The organism is Trichocoleus sp. DQ-A2, from assembly GCF_039961915.1.
Lineage (GTDB): Bacteria > Cyanobacteriota > Cyanobacteriia > Cyanobacteriales > FACHB-T130 > FACHB-T130.
This window is the reverse complement of sequence record NZ_JAMPKD010000024.1, coordinates 13,627-31,102: the sequence shown is the minus strand read 5'-3', so window position 1 is coordinate 31,102 and position 17,476 is coordinate 13,627. Positions and strand designations below refer to the sequence as shown.

Below are 17,476 nucleotides of genomic sequence, written 5' to 3'. Positions count from 1 at the left end.
TAAGCCTTACAAGGAAAAATAGTTATAAAGCAGTTCATTCATTTGATAGGTTGCGCGATCGCATTACTTCTTTTTCGCATACGTCCCAAAAATAGAGAATAATATTCACTAAGCCTAATATCTTGCTTCCGTCTTCTAAAATAACTGGAGTTCCTTCACCCTTAATAGGCAATAAGTCCGCCATACCAGAGATTATAAATAAACTAAACCCGACTAGCAACAGAATATAGGGCGTTGATAATATTCTGCGCCAAAATGCAACGATATAGCTCACTAAACCAAGACCGTATAGGGAATACATAATTACCTTTGGGATACCCACTAATAAATCCAGCGTCAACGTGAGCCGAAATATATCATCCAGTAGAAAGATAGTCAGCGCAATCGCAGAGAAGAAGATAAATGGATCGCCTTTGTGACTATGACGAATTCTTTTTAGTAAGGTAAAGCTAAATAAACAGATCGTTAAAGAGATGCACCAGAGGATTTCTGAAAAGTGAGTGAAAAGAGCCAGGTAAGGGATGTCTTTACGAAAAGGTTCAGCAAATAGAAGTTTTATGAAATTAACTCTGGCATAGTAGTCTGAACCGTAGTAGGTGCCTGCCATTTTGACATAGACTGTCATTCCCAGAAACAGTAACAGCACTAGACCATTAAAAACGAGAACGGAGCGGTCTTCTAGGATTTGCTTTTTGATGTCTTGCCAGATTTTTTTTATTTTTAAATTACGCATTTTTATTCAGCTTGTTCTATTAATTTTATACTGGAAAAATGCAATCAACTTAAACACTTAATTTATTGTACATTTTTATGTACTTGAGTATAAATAATTTTGAGCGAACAAGTCTAGAGAACCGGGTAATCTCTTTAATTTATCCCCGGACTGAAGCTTTCTGTACTTCAAGGAATACAGCAGACGAATAGATAGCTTAAGCAGCTAAAAAGAGTTGGAGCCACAAAGGGTTAGGGAGACAATCAAGCGAAATTCTGTAATCTAGTCATTGGGTCAGCTTAAGTTATGTTCGTTTTATCGTTACTGTTTATTTTTGCATTAGGCTTAGTATGCCTCAACCTAAAATATTTAAAGGATCGTTAGGTTATTGTCTTTAGTTCCGGCTTGGAACCGTGTTAAGAAAGTCGGTATAGTAATTGACAGCTTCTCGCATGGCTGCTGTTACATATCTGAGCTTTTAGGGAACGCTAAAATATAACCTCAATGAGGTAAGTCTTTTAGTTTGGTTTCGGTACAGTTTTTGTCTTGGATTAAGGTAATAAAGAGAAGGAGTAACTACCTATGGCAACAAGCATCATGCAGCGTAATAATGTCCAGATGCTGGGTGATGGCAGCCAGACAATCATCTTTGCCCACGGTTTTGGCTCGGATCAGACTGCTTGGAGACATCAGGTAGCAGCCTTCGCGCCCGATTTTCGCATTGTACTGTTCGACCACGTAGGGGGGGGTAAGTCAGATTTTTCTGCCTATAGTCCGCGCCGCTACAGCAGCTTGTATAGCTATGCTGAGGATTTGCTGGATTTATGTGCCGAGTTAAAGTTAACCAAGAGCATCCTGGTGGGGCACTCGGTCAGCGGGATGGTTAGTTTGCTGGCAGCATTAGTCGAGCCTGATTGCTTTAGCCAACTGATCTTTCTAGATGCGTCCCCCCGTTATCTCAACGATGACGGATATGTTGGTGGCTTCGAGCAGTCTGACTTAGATACACTCTATGCAGCCATGTCAACCAACTACTATGCTTGGGCTAGCGGTTTTGCGCCGATCGCAATGGCTACTCAGGATAAACCTGAATTGGCAGCGGAGTTTGCTAATACGCTAGCCGCTATCCGTCCAGATATCGCGCAAGCGGTCGCTAAAGTGATTTTCCAGTCTGACCACCGAGATGATTTACCGCGATTGAATGTGCCGACTGTGATTTTACAGGCAAGCGATGATATTGCCGTACCGCCTGAAGTTGGTCAGTACATGGCAGATAAAATTCCTCAAGGTAAGCTGATGAATATCGCTGCTAGAGGACACTTACCGCATATCAGCGCTCCCGACGTGGTAACGAGTGCAATTGCCCAATGTATCGCCGCTTAAACTTAAATCTTCTTCGATCGCGGTTGCTGCTTTGTCCTCCTGACCGACTACCGACATTTAGAGCCGTCCTAATCTGGCTAACCCTCTTTTTCGTAGGACTGGGCGTGCTGGATGGATGGAAGCCTATGCAGATGGTCGCCCCAGTCATCTTGATAATATGCACGCTTCTGCCCCTACCAGCGGTGCAAGTCGCACCCGCCGCAGGTCTTTGCATTCTCTTCTTGGGACTGCTGCATGGTGATTGGCGGCTAACCCGCCAGTCACTTGAGCTGGGCAGTGTGGCTGTGTTCGGAACGCTTGTAGGCTCTTTCCTGCGGGGAATCGAGTGGCGGTTGGCGTCCCAATCGGTGCTGAGTACTCTTACCAATACCGATACCAGAAATTCTCCCGATATACCGATCCGGCAAGCCCTGATCTTACTGCGAGAGTTTGTTTGTGCCGATGCAGCGATCGCGCTACGCCAACTTGATGATGTCACCGCTGAAGCCTTGGTGTGTATTCCCCAGCAGGCGCTGCCAGATCAATTGACAACGCCCACCTTGTTTGAGAAAGCGATCGCTCAAAATCGCTGTCTCTACTATCCAAACTACCCCGCTACTCCCGGTGCTTCTCATGTCTTGGTCGCTAAAGGGACTCAATCCCTCGCCATCCTTCCATTTCAGTATCCCGGTAGGGGCACGACTTTATCAGCGCCCCATAGCGGTGCAATTTTGCTGATCTGGCATCGCCAGACCAGTATCTCCCCACGTCTGCGCCAATTTATTGAGTCGCTACTTGGCGAGTTACGCACCCTTCTACAGTTCAGCGATACCACCTTGCGGCTGGAGAATCTACAAGCCCGCTTCGGTGCCATGTTAGAGACAATCCATCAGGGAGTGGTATTTGTAGATGAAAGTGGGGAGCAAGGGTGGATCAATCAAGCCGCTGCCGAGCAACTGGGACTCACCCCAGGGGCTGTAGAACCCCCCGTGCTAGCTCAGGCGATGGCATTGCTACGCACTAGCGCTGATAATCAACAGGAAATCGTGGCGCAGGCAGCAAAGTTTTTTTCCCAACCTCAAGCAGTCATTCGCAACTGGATCTGGGTGTTCAAAGGCGACACGCCAAAAACCCTGAGTATCTCTAGCACAGCGACGCGGGTACACGACGTGCCCGGTCGCCTCTGGATATTCGATGATATTACCGAGCGGTATTTCGCGCAACTGGCGCTTGTCGAGCGTACTCAGGAATTATCCCAGGCGAATCTGGAACTGGAAAAGGCAAAAGCAGCTGCTGAAGCAGCGACTCGCATTAAGAGTCAATTCCTCGCCAATATGAGCCACGAAATCCGCACCCCGATGAATGCAATTATCGGCATGACGGGACTGCTACTCAATACTGAGCTAACCTCCCAGCAGCGAGATTTTGTAGAAACAACCCAAAGCAGTGGCGATGCATTGCTAACGCTAATCAACGATATTCTTGACCTTTCTAAAATTGAGTCAGGCAAGCTGGAATTAGAAAAGCATTCTTTTAATTTGCGAGTTTGTGTTGAAGAAGCCCTGGATTTATTAGCTTTCAAAGCAGCCGAAAAAAATCTGGAATTAGCATATTTAATTCATCCAGGAACCCCACTCTCGATTGTGGGAGATGCCAGCCGGTTGCGCCAAATTTTAGTGAATTTGCTCAGTAATGCGGTCAAGTTTACTCAAACTGGCGAAGTGATTGTATCGGTCAGTGCAAAAGAGGCGATCGCTCAGGAAGAATCGGAAATCGGTCATGAGCAAACCCACTCATTGCCCGATTACCAAATCCAATTTGCGGTTAAAGACACCGGCATTGGGATTCCCGCCAACCGGATAGACCGCCTGTTCAAGTCTTTCAGCCAGGTCGATGCTTCTACAACTCGCCAGTATGGGGGCACCGGGTTAGGACTCGCGATTAGCAATCATCTGAGCGAAATGATGGGCGGTCAGATGTGGGTCGAGAGCCTGGGAGCGATCGCGGGAAATCCTCCTTCTAACTGGCAACCTACAATCAAAAAAGATCCGGGTGCAAGGAACAACCCTGAATTTCATTCTCCCCTTCCTCCTCCCCTTCAAGAAGGCGAAAGCGTTGCGGCGGTAAAGCCGCTAGGACCGACATCCCTTGCTACGCTCTCGGTCGCGAACAGCCCTCATCCAGACGTAGGCGCTACTTTTTATTTCACCATTGTTGCGGCATCAGCTCCCAATGTCTCTGCGATCGCTTCTCAAAATCCTCAACCTCAGTTAGATGAAAAGCGGCTCCTAATCGTGGATGATAACGCTACAAATCGCCAAATATTGACGCTACAAGCCCAATCTTGGGGAATGCTGACTTGGGCGGCTGAATCTGGTTTTGAAGCCCTCGACTGGTTGAACTTAGGGGAACCGTTTGATATCGCCATTCTGGATATGCAAATGCCACACATGGATGGTCTGACTTTAGCGGCTAAAATCCGTCAGCTGCCTAACTATGAAAAATTACCCTTAATTGTGTTGACCTCCATCGACAGGCCAGAAAGGAGTCATGATGTCCAAGCCGTCGATTTCGCGGCATTCCTCACCAAACCCGTTAAACAATCCCATCTCTATAATGTCTTGAGCCATATCTTGGGCGAACAGCCGATCCCGGTGAAACCCTCGCGCCCAAATCTACCGGCAATCAATCCCCAACGAGGGGTACAATTTCCCCTGCGGATTCTGTTAGCAGAAGACAATATTGTGAATCAAAAGGTAGCCTTGTATTTACTATCACAGATGGGCTATCGAGCAGATATTGCCAGTAATGGATTAGAAGTGCTAGAAGCTCTACATCGCCAATCCTATGACGTGGTACTGATGGATGTGCAGATGCCAGAAATGGATGGATTGACAGCGACTCGCCGCATCATTGGGGAATGGTTGCCTGCTTCTCGTCCCCGCATCATTGCCATGACAGCGAATGCGATGCAAGGAGATCGAGAAGAATGTCTCAAGGCAGGCATGGATGACTACCTAAGCAAACCGATCCGAACCGAGGAACTCATCCAAGCTTTGAGCAAGTGTCAGCCTTTAAGCGAGGCTGAGAAACCAGGATTGTTAGCGAAGCAGCACGTTAGCGAAGCCAAGAGCGATCGCGCCTTAGTCCAGACTGAGGCAGAAATAGACAGTTTAGTGCAGACTGAGGCAGAAATAGACAGTAGAAGAATTCCCCCCGTCATCCCGTCACCCCCTCACCCCTCTCTTCCGACTCCCCAACTCAGTCCTCAGTCCTCTGTCCTCAGTCCTTCTATCGACAGTGGGAGAATTCCCCCCGTCATCCCGTCACCCCCTCACCCCTCCCTTCCGACTCCCCAACTCAGTCCTCAGCCCTCTGTCCTCAGCACTTCTATTGATGCCAAAGTGTTGCAATCATTTCGCAAAATGGTCGGTGAAGATGCCGAGGCGATTTTAGGAGAGATGATCGATTGCTACCTCGACGATGCGCCAAAACTCTTAGAAGCGATCGCGATCGCAGTTGCCCAAGCAAATGCACCCCAGTTGCAACGCACCGCTCACACCCTCAAGTCAAGCAGTGCCACCCTAGGTGCCACAACCCTCGCCCAACTCTGTAAAGAGTTAGAAATCATGGCTCGGACTGGAAATATTAAAAATGCATTAGACAAATTGCCGCAGCTTGAAGCTGAGTATGAACAAGTTAAGGCGGATTTGCACTCTCAACGCCAGCCAAATTAGCTATGAACACCACCGACGCTAATCAACATACTCCCCTCATCCTCGTTGTAGATGACGACAAATTCATGCGGCTTCAACTTCGCCGAGCGATGGAACAAGCCGGATACGAGGTAGCAGAAGCAAGCGACGGAGAGGAAGGTTTAGCCGCCTACACGCGCCTACACCCAGATATTGTGCTGCTGGATGCCATGATGCCAGTGATGGATGGTTTTACCTGCTGTCATCTATTGCGTACCCTTCCAGAGGGTGATTCTCGTGGAGAGAAGTTTGGCGATTCTCCTACAGCGACGGGAACTGCTGAAAAAAGTCGCCCCCCTAGAGGATCGCGGAACACACCCGTATTGATGATTACGGCTCTTGAAGATCAAGAATCGGTCGATCAAGCATTTGAGGCAGGTGCCATCGATTACATTACCAAGCCGATTCACTGGGCAGTTCTGCGCCAGCGCGTGCGTCGTGTCCTCCAAGCTAGCCAAGCAACAGAGGAATTGCGACAGCAAACTGAGCGGGCACAAATGAGCGAGGAGCGACTAAGGTTAGCCCTAGAAGCTGCCCACATGGGCACCTGGGACTGGAATATCCATAACGGCAAAGTTGTTTTCTCCGCAACCGCAGAAGCGAATTTTGGTCTTCCCCCAGGTTCCTTTGACGGCACCTATCAAAGCTTCCTCACCAAAATCCATCCTCAAGACCTAGAATTAGTCACTCAAGCTTTAGTACGCCCCGTGGAAGAAGGGGCGGACTATGACATCGAATACCGGATTATTTGGTCGGATGGTAGCGTTCATTGGATAGCCAGCAAAGGTCAAGTTTATTACGACCAAACCGGCAAACCCATCCGTGTGAACGGCATCAACATGGACATCACCGAGCGCAAGCACTCGGAACAAAAAATTTGCGAACAAGCGGCTCTACTGGATATCGCCACAGATGCAATTCTGGTTCAAAATCTAGACAACCAAATCTTATTTTGGAACCAAGGTGCGGAACGTCTCTATGGCTGGAAGCAAGAAGAAGCCCTCGGCAATAACACTGCTGAGCTGTTGCATAAGCAAATTTCACTAAAACTTCGAGCCGCCCAAAAAACTCTCATCGAGGAAGGAGAGTGGTATGGGGAGTTGTATCAAATGACCAAATCTGGTCGAGAAATCATTGTTGAAAGTCGCTGGACGCTCGTGCGCGATGAGGCGGAAAACCCAAAAGCAATTCTGATTGTCAACACCAATATAACCGAAAAAAAACAACTAGAAAGGCAGTTTCTCCGCGCTCAGCGTATGGAAAGCTTAGGAACGCTGGCTAGCGGCATTGCCCACGATTTAAACAATGTGCTAGCGCCTATTTTGATGTCAGTTCAACTTCTGCAAATCAAGATCCAGGATCGCCAGAGTCAACAGCTGCTTTCCATCCTCGAAACGAATGCCAAACGTGGAGCTGATTTAGTTAAACAGGTGCTTTCTTTTGCGCGAGGCATGGAAGGCGAACGGACAAATCTCCAAGTCGGGCACCTAATTTACGAGATTGCGAAGATCGCAAATGAAACTTTCCCTAAATCAATCGAGATTCATACGCATATCCAGACAAGAGAGCTGTGGCCTGTTTCTGGCGATGCTACTCAACTACATCAGGTACTGATCAATCTTTGCGTCAATGCTCGTGATGCCATGCCAGATGGCGGGACGTTGAAGATTTCCGCCGACAATACAGTAATTGATGAAAACTATGCCAGGATGAACTCAGGTGCAAAAGTGGGTTCCCATATTGTGATTAGTGTCTCTGATAGTGGAGTGGGAATGCCTACTGAGATGCTTGATAGAATCTTTGAGCCATTTTTCACAACTAAAGAAATTGGCAAAGGTACGGGTCTGGGTCTTTCAACTGTTCTTGGCATCATCAAAAGCCACGGTGGTTTTTTGAATGTATATAGCGAAGTGGGAAAAGGCACAGAATTTAAGATCTACTTGCCAGCAATCGAGGGAGAATTAACATCGCAAGCTCTAAAAAAACCATCTAATCTGTTAACTGGAAACGGCGAGTGTATTCTGGTTGTTGATGACGAAGCTTCAATTTCTCAAGTGACTCAAGCATCTCTAGAAACTTATGGCTATAAAGTTTTAACTGCGAGCGATGGGATTGAGGCAGTCGTACTGTATGCCCAGCATAAAACGGAAATTAGTGTTGTACTCCTCGATATGATGATGCCGTCTATGGACGGGCCAACAACGATTCGCACGCTACAAAAAATTAACCCGCAAGTTAAAATTATTGCGGTTAGCGGACTCTTATCTAACGATAGGGTGAGTGAGCTGGCTCGCGCTGGGGTCACAACCGTTTTGTCAAAACCCTACACTACAGAAGAGTTGTTGAAAGCCTTACATGAGATAATTATCTAATGCAAGACTTAACAGCAACTGCTCAACTGATGCCATACTTCCTCTGCATGACTTCCTGACGACAAACGTGCCAAAAGTAAAATGCGATATTGAGGATTCCCAGTAACTTCGTGCCATCTTCTAGCATTGCCGGAGTACCATTTCCTTTGATGTGCAAGATGTCCACTAAGCCAGAAATGCCAAATAAGATACCCGCAATTATCAGCAATACATAAGGCGTTGATAAAAGTTTGCGCCAGAAGCATAAACCATAAGCGATCGCGCCAGTACCGTATACTAAGTACATCACCCCTTTGGGCACCTTAGCTACATCTCTCAAAATTAAGGTAATCCGAAATAAATCGTCGGCTAATAAAACAAAAATCCCAATCGCAGAACATAAGATAAATAGATTTGCTTTGCGATTGGGAGAAATTATGTTTAGCAAGCTAAAGCTAAACAAACAAACTGTACCTGAAAGGCACCATAACACTTCAGAGACACTCGTTAATAAGCCGTAGTAGGGTCGTCGGATTGAGAAGGGATCTGCAAAAAGAAATTCAATCCCTTGACCTTTTCCCAGAAATTTTGCGTAAACTGACAGCGCCAAAAATACTAATACAGTTCCGCCATTCAAGAAGAGGATCAGGCGATCGGCTTCTATTTGCTTCTTACTTTCTTGCAAGATTTTATTAAATACGTGAAGCTGCATTCTTATTCAAATCAGTTATCACCTATTTAACATAGCTGATAACTGATTGTACCGGCTACAGTTTAAATAGAAGCCGTTCTGTAGGTTACAACTTCTTGAGGCACGGTAGGAGCCTGAGTATTGATTTTTCTGGAATAAGTAACTCTCGCTAAAGAAATCCAAGCGGCAAGCGAAAACATGGCTGGATATGCCATCTTGAGTGCCATTAAGATTTTTCCTTGCTTGAGTCCTACCAAACTCCAATGCAGTTTGAGAAACGCCTTAATTTCCTCAAGTTTCGGAATAGACGAGCGATATTTTTCATGCACTAACGGGTAGATTCTTTCCTTGATTAAGATATTGGTTTCTAACCGTTTTTGCAGTGAAAACTTCTGATTGCATCCACCCGGCCATAATGTCCGGAAGGTAAGGTACTGATTAACAAATGCGGCATCCCCATATTGGGCAATTTTAACCCAAGAGTCGATGTCATCGCAGTTACCATCTAAAGCCGAATCCCAACCGCCTGACTTGATAAAGGCATCTTTTTTGAAAGCAACTTGAACGGGTGTCCCAAAAGGAACCACTTCCATCAACATCCCGTAGTGGATATCCTCTTGTTTCACGTAAAATAGTTTGCCAGGACCGCTCGGCTTGGTGCGGGTAACTTCTTCACCGTTGACATCAACTTGAACGGCTTGACACGAGCAAATCGCTGCTTGAGGACGTTGAGCGATCGCTTTTACCATTTCCCAGACACAGTTGGGTGCCAGATAGTCATCATCATCCAGCGGTTTGATCCAGTCTCCGGTTGCCACGGCAACCCCAGCATTTACGGTAGCGGAGTGACCGCTATTGACTGGGTTGCGGTAGTAAACTACGCGATCGCCCAAGCTGCGGACGTATTCTTCGGTACCGTCCGTGGAACAGTCATCTGCTACTACCACTTCGCAGGGCAAAGTTTGCGCGAGCGCTGATTCAATCGCCCGCCGCAGCAGCGGTAAACGATTATAGGTTGTAATTACGATGCTAAATTTCAGCATATAGAGCAGCTCCTGAGCCGTTATAAAGTTATTTGTTATCAGCGCAGCTTTCTACTTAAGCCACAAAAGTCAGGTACTTTTTCAATCCATTAGTTTACTTTTTCAGCCTTTAGGGGGATGAATTAGCCGATTTTACTTACGTAAGTACACTAACATCTACCCGTAGATAGAGAATAGACTTGCAAAATTTATCCGTATAAACACTTATCTTAAGCAATTTTTTTGAAGAAAGCATCAAGATAAGGTGAAGAAAATGTATATCCCGGATAATCTTCTTAAAGTTTTCGTAAAGATATCGGCAACCCGCTATCAATTCATCGGTTTGTATCATTAAATACAAACAAATTTCACAAAAGACGCGATCGCTCGAAAACCCGATTTTACAGTATCAACTATAAACTCACCGTGCTTTTAAGGATGATAACTTCGGCAGGTTTTGGGGAACTCAGTTAAGGAAAGAAGTTTCTATTGCTGTTAGAGACGCTGCCGCCAGTGAGTCGGAGCGATGTCCCATCATCTGCTTTTACAGGCAGCTATAGTGGGAAAAGTGCCAAAGCCTACAGCACGCTGCGCTTACCGCGTAGCGATACTTGTAGGGGTTATCGTCGCCTAACCATCATGAGCGAATTCCCAGATTTTTCCGATTTAGGCTATCAAATCGAAAGAGAGCTAGGGCACAACCCTTGCGGGGGTCGAGTTACTTACCTGGCAAGCCGTACCAATACACAGCAGCGCGTCGTTATCAAGCAATTTCAGTTTGCCCATTCGGGTGCCCGCTGGTCAGACTATCAAGCTTATGAGCAAGAAATTAAGGTGCTACAGCAGCTGAACTCACCCAGCATTCCCCAGTACCTCGATTCCTTTGAAACTCCCACTGGCTTTTGCCTGGTTCAAGAATATAAACCGGCTCCCTGTGTCTCTACATCGCGTCACTTTACCCCAGAGGAAGTCAAGCAAATTGCGGTTGCCCTGTTAGAAGTTTTAGTCTACTTACAACAGCAAAATCCCCCGATTATTCATCGAGATATTAAGCCGGAAAATATCTTAGTGGATGAACAATTGAAGGTTTACCTGGTAGATTTTGGCTTGGCTCGCATCGGAGGTGGGGAAGTCGCCGCCAGCAGTACCGTCAAAGGCACGTTGGGATTTATGCCGCCAGAACAGGTGTTCAATCGTCAGCTAACCCAAGCATCTGACTTATATAGTCTCGGCGCGACGCTGATTTGCTTGCTCACCCAAACCAAATCTACTGGAATTGGCAATTTAGTTGATGAAGCTTATCGGATCGATTTTAAGCAGATGGTGCCGCATCTGAGTCGGCAATTTGTAGACTGGCTCTCAAAAATGACGGCACCCAGCCTCAAAAATCGCTTCGAGCGTGCAGCGGATGCCCTAGAAGCTCTGAGGTCGATTGATGTTCGCCGCCGCGTACTCAAGCCAAGTGATATTGTCCGCTATGCCAAGGCATTCGGAACTCTAGACCGTCCCACAAAAACTAAGATTCTTGCCGCTGGATTAGTGTTAACATCCCTGGGGTTTGCCACGGTCAAAGACAGGCCCAGTTTAGTTAAAGCGGATCTCGTCAGGCAGTTGTTGGAAACTAACCACTGTGACAGATGCGACTTAAGCTATGTTCATCTGAGTCGAGCCGATTTGAGTAACGCCTATCTAACGGGTGCCAACCTTCGGGATGCCTATCTCAGGGGTGCCAACCTCATCGGTGCCGACTTGACGGGTGCCGACCTCAGGAATGCTTACTTGGCAGTTGCCGATTTAACCATTGTTAAGTTCAGGGGTGCCAACCTCGAAGGTGCCGACCTCCAGGATGCTTACTTGGGGAGTGCCGACCTTAGAGGAGTCAAACTCAGGGATGCCAATCTGGAAGCGGCTGACCTTGAAGGTGCCGACTTGACGGGTGCTGACCTCAGGGGAGCGAACCTCAAAGATGCCAACTTAGAGGGTGTCACGATAACCGGAGCCAAGCTGACAGACACCATCATGCCCGATGGCTCGGTTCATCGATAGCTTAATGCAAGTGGTTCCAACGAGCAATCTGGATGATAGCAAAAACAGAGCGATCGCATCCGTTACTTTTGCAGCCATCTGTTATAAAAGACTCACCACCTACATCTATCGATAGGTAGGCTCATGGGTAATTTAGCAGACTTTTCTAGCCAAGGCTATCAAGTAGAACGAGAGCTAGGACAAAATCGCGCTGGGGGTCGAGTCACTTACCTGGCAACGAGTCTGGCAACGAGTACAAAAACCCAGCAGCACGTTGTGATTAAGCAGTTCCAGTTTGCCCAATCCGGTGCTACTTGGTCGGATTATGATGCTTACGAGCAAGAAATTCAACTATTGCGCTGTCTGAATCATTCCAGCATTCCCCAGTACCTCGATTCCTTTGAAACTCCCACTGGCTTTTGCCTGGTTCAAGAATATAAACCGGCTCCCTGTGTCTCTACATCGCGTCACTTTACCCCAGAGGAAATTCAGCAAATTGCTGTTTCCCTATTACAAGTTTTAGTCTACTTACAACAGCAAAATCCCCCAATTATCCATCGAGATATTAAGCCGGAAAATATCTTAGTGGATGAACAATTGAAGGTTTACCTGGTAGATTTTGGCTTGGCTCGCATCGGAGGTGGGGAAGTCGCCGCCAGCAGTACCGTCAAAGGCACGTTGGGATTTATGCCGCCAGAACAGGTGTTCAATCGTCAGCTAACCCAAGCATCTGACTTATATAGTCTCGGCGCGACGCTGATTTGCTTGCTCACCCAAACCAAATCTACGGAAATTGGCAATTTAGTTGATGAAGCTTATCGGATCGATTTTAAGCAGATGGTGCCAAAACTGAATCCACAGTTTATCCGCTGGTTGGAAAAAATGACGGCACCCAACTGTAAAAATCGCTATCCCAATGCGGTCACTGCTCTGGAAGCACTCAAGCCGATTGATGTAGTCCGCCGTACCACAATTCCCAAGATTCTCCTGCGTCCTACAAAACAAGGGGTGCTGGCAGCTGTAGCATTGCTAACCCTAAGTTTTGTCACTCTCAACACCGTGACTCGTCTATTCCAAGAACATCAAATCACGCAGTTGAGAAAACAGCACCTTCGGCAGTTGCTCAAAACAAAACAGTGTCGAGGATGCGATTTAAGCGGTGCCAACTTAGCTGGAGCAAGTCTGAATGGTGCCGACTTAAGCGAAGCCAAGTTGATAAAAGCGAACCTGAAGGGTGCTGAACTCAGAAATGCGACGTTGAATCAGGCAAACCTCGCGGGTGTATCCCTAAGCAGTGCTGACCTGAGAGGAGCCAGTTTAGTTGAAGTGCAGTCAAGTTCGGGTCAATCAAGCCGAAGTGATTGTGCCGATTTTAAAGATGCCAACCTGAGCCAAGCTAACTTAAGTGAAGCCAATCTGGGATGTGCCTCCCTATACAATGCCAACCTGAGCAGTGCTGAACTCAGCAGTGCAGATTTAACAGGAGTTGACCTGAGGCATGGCAATTTGAGAGGAGCAACTCTGAAACTGGTGCGCCTCAACACTGCCAATCTAGGCAGTGCCAGCCTCATAGATGCTAACTTAAGCGGTGCTGACTTAGGGGGTGCTAACTTAAGGAACGCTAACTTAAGTAGTGCCAATCTCAATGATGCAGCTTTAGTGGGTGCAAGCTTATATGGTGCCGACCTCAGTGATGCCAATCTTAGTCATGCCAACCTCAGCACAGCGAATCTGAAGGAGGTCAACCTCAGTGGTGCCAACCTCAGCGGTGCCAATCTCAAAGATGCAAACTTCAGCTTGAGTCAGCTATTGGGTGCCAATTTAATCGGTGTAAACCTAGAGTCGGCTGATTTGAGTTTTGCTAAGCTGAGTGACACCAACCTCAGCCGCGCCAACCTAAAGTTCGCTAATTTGAGTTATGCCACTTTAACGCAGGCCAATCTGAGGGGTGCCAATCTCAACCAAGTGAATCTGAGTCAGGCGAACCTGAGCCAAGCGAACCTGGAGTATGCTGACCTGAGTTACGCTAACTTAAAACACACTAACTTGAGCCGTGCCAACTTGAACCAGACCAAGCTGCACCAGACTGACCTGACAAACACAAGAATGCCCGATGGTAGCATTCACAAGTAATCAACATTTAAGTTGACTGAACCCATTACTTAAGCTCTGGATGCGCTGCTACAGAGGGTGGCGGAGTTACCATCTGGTTAATCGTAGAAATCATCTGGTACAAGCGCCCCAAATCCCGTTGGTTGAAGTACAAAACCAGACGAGGCAAATCCAATGTTTCATCGACTGCTTCTTGGGGTAATGCCTGAGTTTTTTCAATTCTTCCCTTCACCAAGATGTCGCTGAAATCAGCATTCAGCTGTTCAACCGCTGCATCCGATATTTCCGACTTAAGACGCAGAACAAATTTATCCTCAACATAACGGCTGGAGTGATAAACCCGGTAAAAGCGATTGATCGCTTCACAAGCGACATCTAAGTTATCTGTAATGGTATACAGGTTTGGATCGTCATGACTCACTAAACCGGGTTCGACTAAATGCTTGCGAACATAAGCATCCCAGGACGACCAGTAATCGCCGCCAGGACGGTCAATTAAGACCATCGGCACAGGACCATATCTTCCCGTCTGGCAAAGCGTCAAACACTCCAAGGCTTCATCCTGCGTGCCAAAGCCACCGGGAAAGAGAGCGATCGCATCGCTTTCTCGCAGGAAAAACAGCTTCCGGGTGAAAAAATACTTAAAAGGAATCAGCTTGGGGTCGCCTTCAATAAACGGGTTTGCTCCCTGCTCAAAAGGTAGCTGAATATTCAAACCAAACGATTTTTCAGCTCCCGCGCCTTCGTTTCCCGCCTGCATAATCCCCCCACCGGCACCCGTCATCACCATATAACCGAGCTGGGTGACACGGCGAGCAAACTCAACCGCCATGAGGTATTCGGGACTATCAGACGCAAGGCGAGCCGAACCAAAAATCGTTACTTTGCGGACGTGTCGATAAGGATAAAAAACTTGAAATGCCCGCTCCATATCTTGCATAGAAGCGCTCAAGATTTTCCAGTCCAGCCGGTCGATTTCCTCCCCAGCCAGTCGCACCAGCACTGACAGCGCCCGTTGTATCCATTTTCCGTGTTTCAGGTTCGGTAGCTGGTGAATTAGATCGGCTACGTCTGATTGCAGTGACTCAAGGGCATTAGAAGGAGGAGTGATGGTCATAATTTATGCAAGCACCAGCGGCACTCTATTCTAACGGGATTCGCCCCAGCATCGCCGCTACTGGTATCATCCTATACGATTTTCTCCCCAACCGGCTTTCAGCGCCTGTCTAACAGAAAGGTTGAAGCTTCCATTAAGGGGGCGGAACTCCTCAAAAAAACCCGTTTTCTACAAGAAAACGGGTTTTTTCAGATCGTGCATATCTTTCGTTATTTAAAACAACCTACTGAATGGTTCAAGAAGGCGAGTAAAAAAGACAAATGACAAGCAGAACTGTCAACTCAACTTAGAGAGTCTGGGTTGATAAGCAGCGATTTCCCGCAAAAATAGGTAACTATGCTGACGGTTTATCCATTCTTGCTGGGAAAAAGTTGGTTAGAGATACTTTTCCAAAGTATTTGCCAAAGTGGTTTTGGGAACCGCTCCCACCACCATATCCACCCGTTGACCGCCTTTAAAAATCATGAGCGTGGGAATGCTGCGAATCCCATACTGGCTGGCAACGTTAGGGTTTTCATCGGTATTGAGTTTGACTACTTTTACTTGACCGTCGTACTGCTGGGCAATTTCATCCACCACAGGCGCAACCATCCGGCAAGGTCCGCACCAGGGTGCCCAGAAATCTACTAGAACGGGAACTTCACTGTCAAGTACTTCTTGTTTAAACGAAGCGTCTGTAACTTGTGCGGCTGATGACATGCCTAGAAATCCTTAAGCGTAACAGTTTCTAATTTTTAGCAAATTCTACCATAGGCAAAACAGACATTTTCTGACTCAAAAGGTATACATTTAGACATAATTGACGAGTCAGTGGGTTTGACTGCTGGCTGGCTGGCGGTGATTTTAACCCCAAAAAAGGAACCGCCCGAACAGTAGTCCGGGCGGAGTGTGGTGTGAGGAGTGAACGGAAACATTCGTCTCCGCTTTCTCTATTCTAAGCGACAGCTTTAGATTTTCCAGCCCTCTAAGCAGGAGTCCGGAATTTCTTAAGGAACGCAAATGAGTCAGTGAGTTTATTTACCCATTCCCAACTGCTGTGCTTTCTGGTAGACCTTCCCTTCGGTCAGCAAAGAGGGTGCGATAACGACTTCAACTTGCTGCATCTCCTTGATATCTTTGGCTCCCAGCGTGCCCATACTGGTTCTCAAGGCTCCCAGCAGGTTATGGGTGCCATCATCCAGACCAGCGGGGCCGCGCAGGATTTGTTCGCACGTTCCCGTCGTGCCGACGCGAATGCGTGTACCACGAGGGAGAACGGGGCTAGGTGTTGCCATCCCCCAATGATACCCCCGTCCGGGTGCTTCTTTGGCTCTGGCAAACGGAGAACCAATCATCACGCCGTCAGCACCGCAGGCAAGCGACTTGCAGATATCGCCGCCAGTGATTAAACCGCCATCGGCAATCACGGGGACATAGTTGCCGGTTTCGTGGAAATAGTCATCGCGAGCGGCTGCACAGTCGGCAACCGCGGTTGCTTGGGGAATCCCTACTCCCAAAACGCCGCGAGAGGTACAAGCGGCACCGGGACCAATCCCCACCAGCACGCCAGCCGCACCCGCCTTCATTAAGTTCAGCGTCACGTCGTAGGTGACGCAGTTCCCTAAAATGACCGGGATGGGCATTTCTTGACAGAAGTGAGCCAAATCCAGGGGGGTCACTGACTCAGGCGAGAGGTGAGCGGTGGAAACCACCGTCGCTTGCACAAAGAACAAGTCTGCACCCGCTTTTGCCACCGCTGCGCCGTACTTTGTCGCTCCCGCTGGTGTGGCGCTGACGGCTGCGATGCCGCCTTGTTGCTTAATTTCTTGAATCCGTCGTTCGATTAATTCTTCCTTAACGGGTTCTGCATAGAGTTCTTGCATCAGCGCGACAAACTCTTCTTTGCCCACAGAGGCGATGCGATCTAAAATCGGCTCTGGGTTTTCATAGCGAGTTTGAATTCCTTCTAAGTTGAGGACGCCTAATGCCCCCAGTTGAGAGAGTAAAACTGCCATGCGGACATCTACTACCCCATCCATCGCACTGGCAATAATCGGTATTTCTCGCTCGATGCCGCCGATGCGCCAGCGGGTATCTGCCAAACTGGGGTCTAGTGTCCGATTTCCAGGCACTAGCGCGATTTCATCGATGCCATAAGCTCGGCGAGCTGTCTTACCCCGCCCAATTTGAATGTCCACTCTTAACTTCCCGTTCCCAAGACTATTTAAGTTAGAGTATCAAATTCAATGAGGAATTTGTTCTGGGCGGAGGGTCAAGTTAGGTTGGGCGAGCGCGATCACAGCTAGACAAACGAAATCCGACGAGAGCGGGCTGTGGGAGCGATCGCATC

General features: G+C 47.7%; 12 protein-coding genes. 6 read left to right on the top strand and 6 right to left on the bottom strand.

The features are described from left to right. Positions 1-34 precede the first annotated feature (34 nt). Positions 35-733: a hypothetical protein gene (locus NC997_RS21195; protein WP_190524853.1), complete on the bottom strand. Its 699-nt coding sequence runs from the start codon at positions 731-733 to the stop codon at positions 35-37. A gap of 561 nt (positions 734-1,294) precedes the next feature. Between NC997_RS21195 and NC997_RS21190 the strand changes: the two genes are divergently transcribed. The 3 genes from NC997_RS21190 to NC997_RS21180 are packed head-to-tail and all read left to right on the top strand — an operon-like array spanning position 1,295 to position 8,201. Next, positions 1,295-2,095, top strand: coding sequence for an alpha/beta hydrolase (locus NC997_RS21190; protein WP_190524850.1), 801 nt, complete (start codon positions 1,295-1,297; stop codon positions 2,093-2,095). Next, positions 2,080-5,811, top strand: a complete 3,732-nt coding sequence (locus NC997_RS21185; RefSeq protein ID WP_242031248.1) for a response regulator — start codon at positions 2,080-2,082, stop codon at positions 5,809-5,811. The genes NC997_RS21190 and NC997_RS21185 overlap by 16 nt, the downstream gene beginning before the upstream one ends. 2 nt (positions 5,812-5,813) lie before the next feature. Beyond that, complete coding sequence (locus NC997_RS21180) at positions 5,814-8,201, top strand: response regulator (RefSeq protein WP_190524848.1); 2,388 nt, start codon at positions 5,814-5,816, stop codon at positions 8,199-8,201. A gap of 22 nt (positions 8,202-8,223) precedes the next feature. Here NC997_RS21180 and NC997_RS21175 read toward each other — a convergent pair whose 3' ends face one another. Together NC997_RS21175 and NC997_RS21170 are read right to left on the bottom strand one after the other, a co-directional pair. Continuing rightward, positions 8,224-8,892 (bottom strand): hypothetical protein, encoded by a 669-nt coding sequence (locus NC997_RS21175; RefSeq protein ID WP_190412213.1) that lies wholly within the window; start codon positions 8,890-8,892, stop codon positions 8,224-8,226. 62 nt (positions 8,893-8,954) lie between these two features. Continuing rightward, positions 8,955-9,911 (bottom strand): glycosyltransferase, encoded by a 957-nt coding sequence (locus NC997_RS21170; protein WP_190412290.1) that lies wholly within the window; start codon positions 9,909-9,911, stop codon positions 8,955-8,957. A gap of 471 nt (positions 9,912-10,382) precedes the next feature. Between NC997_RS21170 and NC997_RS21165 the strand changes: the two genes are divergently transcribed. The 3 genes from NC997_RS21165 to NC997_RS21155 are packed head-to-tail and all read left to right on the top strand — an operon-like array spanning position 10,383 to position 14,051. Then, positions 10,383-11,939: a serine/threonine-protein kinase gene (locus tag NC997_RS21165; protein ID WP_242031247.1), complete on the top strand. Its 1,557-nt coding sequence runs from the start codon at positions 10,383-10,385 to the stop codon at positions 11,937-11,939. Further along, on the top strand, positions 11,920-12,054 hold the full coding sequence (locus NC997_RS21160; protein ID WP_277878929.1) for a hypothetical protein: 135 nt from the start codon (positions 11,920-11,922) through the stop codon (positions 12,052-12,054). Before NC997_RS21165 ends, NC997_RS21160 begins: the two co-directional genes overlap by 20 nt. Positions 12,055-12,062: 8 nt before the next feature. Beyond that, positions 12,063-14,051, top strand: a complete 1,989-nt coding sequence (locus NC997_RS21155; RefSeq protein ID WP_190524846.1) for a pentapeptide repeat-containing protein — start codon at positions 12,063-12,065, stop codon at positions 14,049-14,051. A gap of 25 nt (positions 14,052-14,076) precedes the next feature. Here NC997_RS21155 and NC997_RS21150 read toward each other — a convergent pair whose 3' ends face one another. From NC997_RS21150 to NC997_RS21140, 3 genes are all read right to left on the bottom strand, one after another. Next, positions 14,077-15,147 (bottom strand): LOG family protein, encoded by a 1,071-nt coding sequence (locus tag NC997_RS21150; protein ID WP_190412215.1) that lies wholly within the window; start codon positions 15,145-15,147, stop codon positions 14,077-14,079. A 375-nt stretch (positions 15,148-15,522) separates the two neighbouring features. Continuing rightward, positions 15,523-15,846: a thioredoxin gene (gene trxA, locus NC997_RS21145; protein ID WP_190412216.1), complete on the bottom strand. Its 324-nt coding sequence runs from the start codon at positions 15,844-15,846 to the stop codon at positions 15,523-15,525. A gap of 314 nt (positions 15,847-16,160) precedes the next feature. Continuing rightward, positions 16,161-17,324: a GuaB3 family IMP dehydrogenase-related protein gene (locus NC997_RS21140; protein WP_190412217.1), complete on the bottom strand. Its 1,164-nt coding sequence runs from the start codon at positions 17,322-17,324 to the stop codon at positions 16,161-16,163. Positions 17,325-17,476 lie beyond the last annotated feature (152 nt).

Bases quoted from the DNA above. Each gene is read 5' to 3' on its own strand.
- NC997_RS21155 (WP_190524846.1), top strand. From the start codon at position 12,063: ATGGGTAATTTAGCAGACTTTTCTAGCCAAGGCTATCAAGTAGAACGA.
- NC997_RS21190 (WP_190524850.1), top strand. From the start codon at position 1,295: ATGGCAACAAGCATCATGCAGCGTAATAATGTCCAGATGCTGGGTGAT.
- NC997_RS21175 (WP_190412213.1), bottom strand. From the start codon at position 8,892: ATGCAGCTTCACGTATTTAATAAAATCTTGCAAGAAAGTAAGAAGCAA.
- NC997_RS21150 (WP_190412215.1), bottom strand. From the start codon at position 15,147: ATGACCATCACTCCTCCTTCTAATGCCCTTGAGTCACTGCAATCAGAC.
- trxA (WP_190412216.1), bottom strand. From the start codon at position 15,846: ATGTCATCAGCCGCACAAGTTACAGACGCTTCGTTTAAACAAGAAGTA.
- NC997_RS21185 (WP_242031248.1), top strand. From the start codon at position 2,080: ATGTATCGCCGCTTAAACTTAAATCTTCTTCGATCGCGGTTGCTGCTT.
- NC997_RS21195 (WP_190524853.1), bottom strand. From the start codon at position 733: ATGCGTAATTTAAAAATAAAAAAAATCTGGCAAGACATCAAAAAGCAA.
- NC997_RS21180 (WP_190524848.1), top strand. From the start codon at position 5,814: ATGAACACCACCGACGCTAATCAACATACTCCCCTCATCCTCGTTGTA.
- NC997_RS21160 (WP_277878929.1), top strand. From the start codon at position 11,920: ATGGCTCGGTTCATCGATAGCTTAATGCAAGTGGTTCCAACGAGCAAT.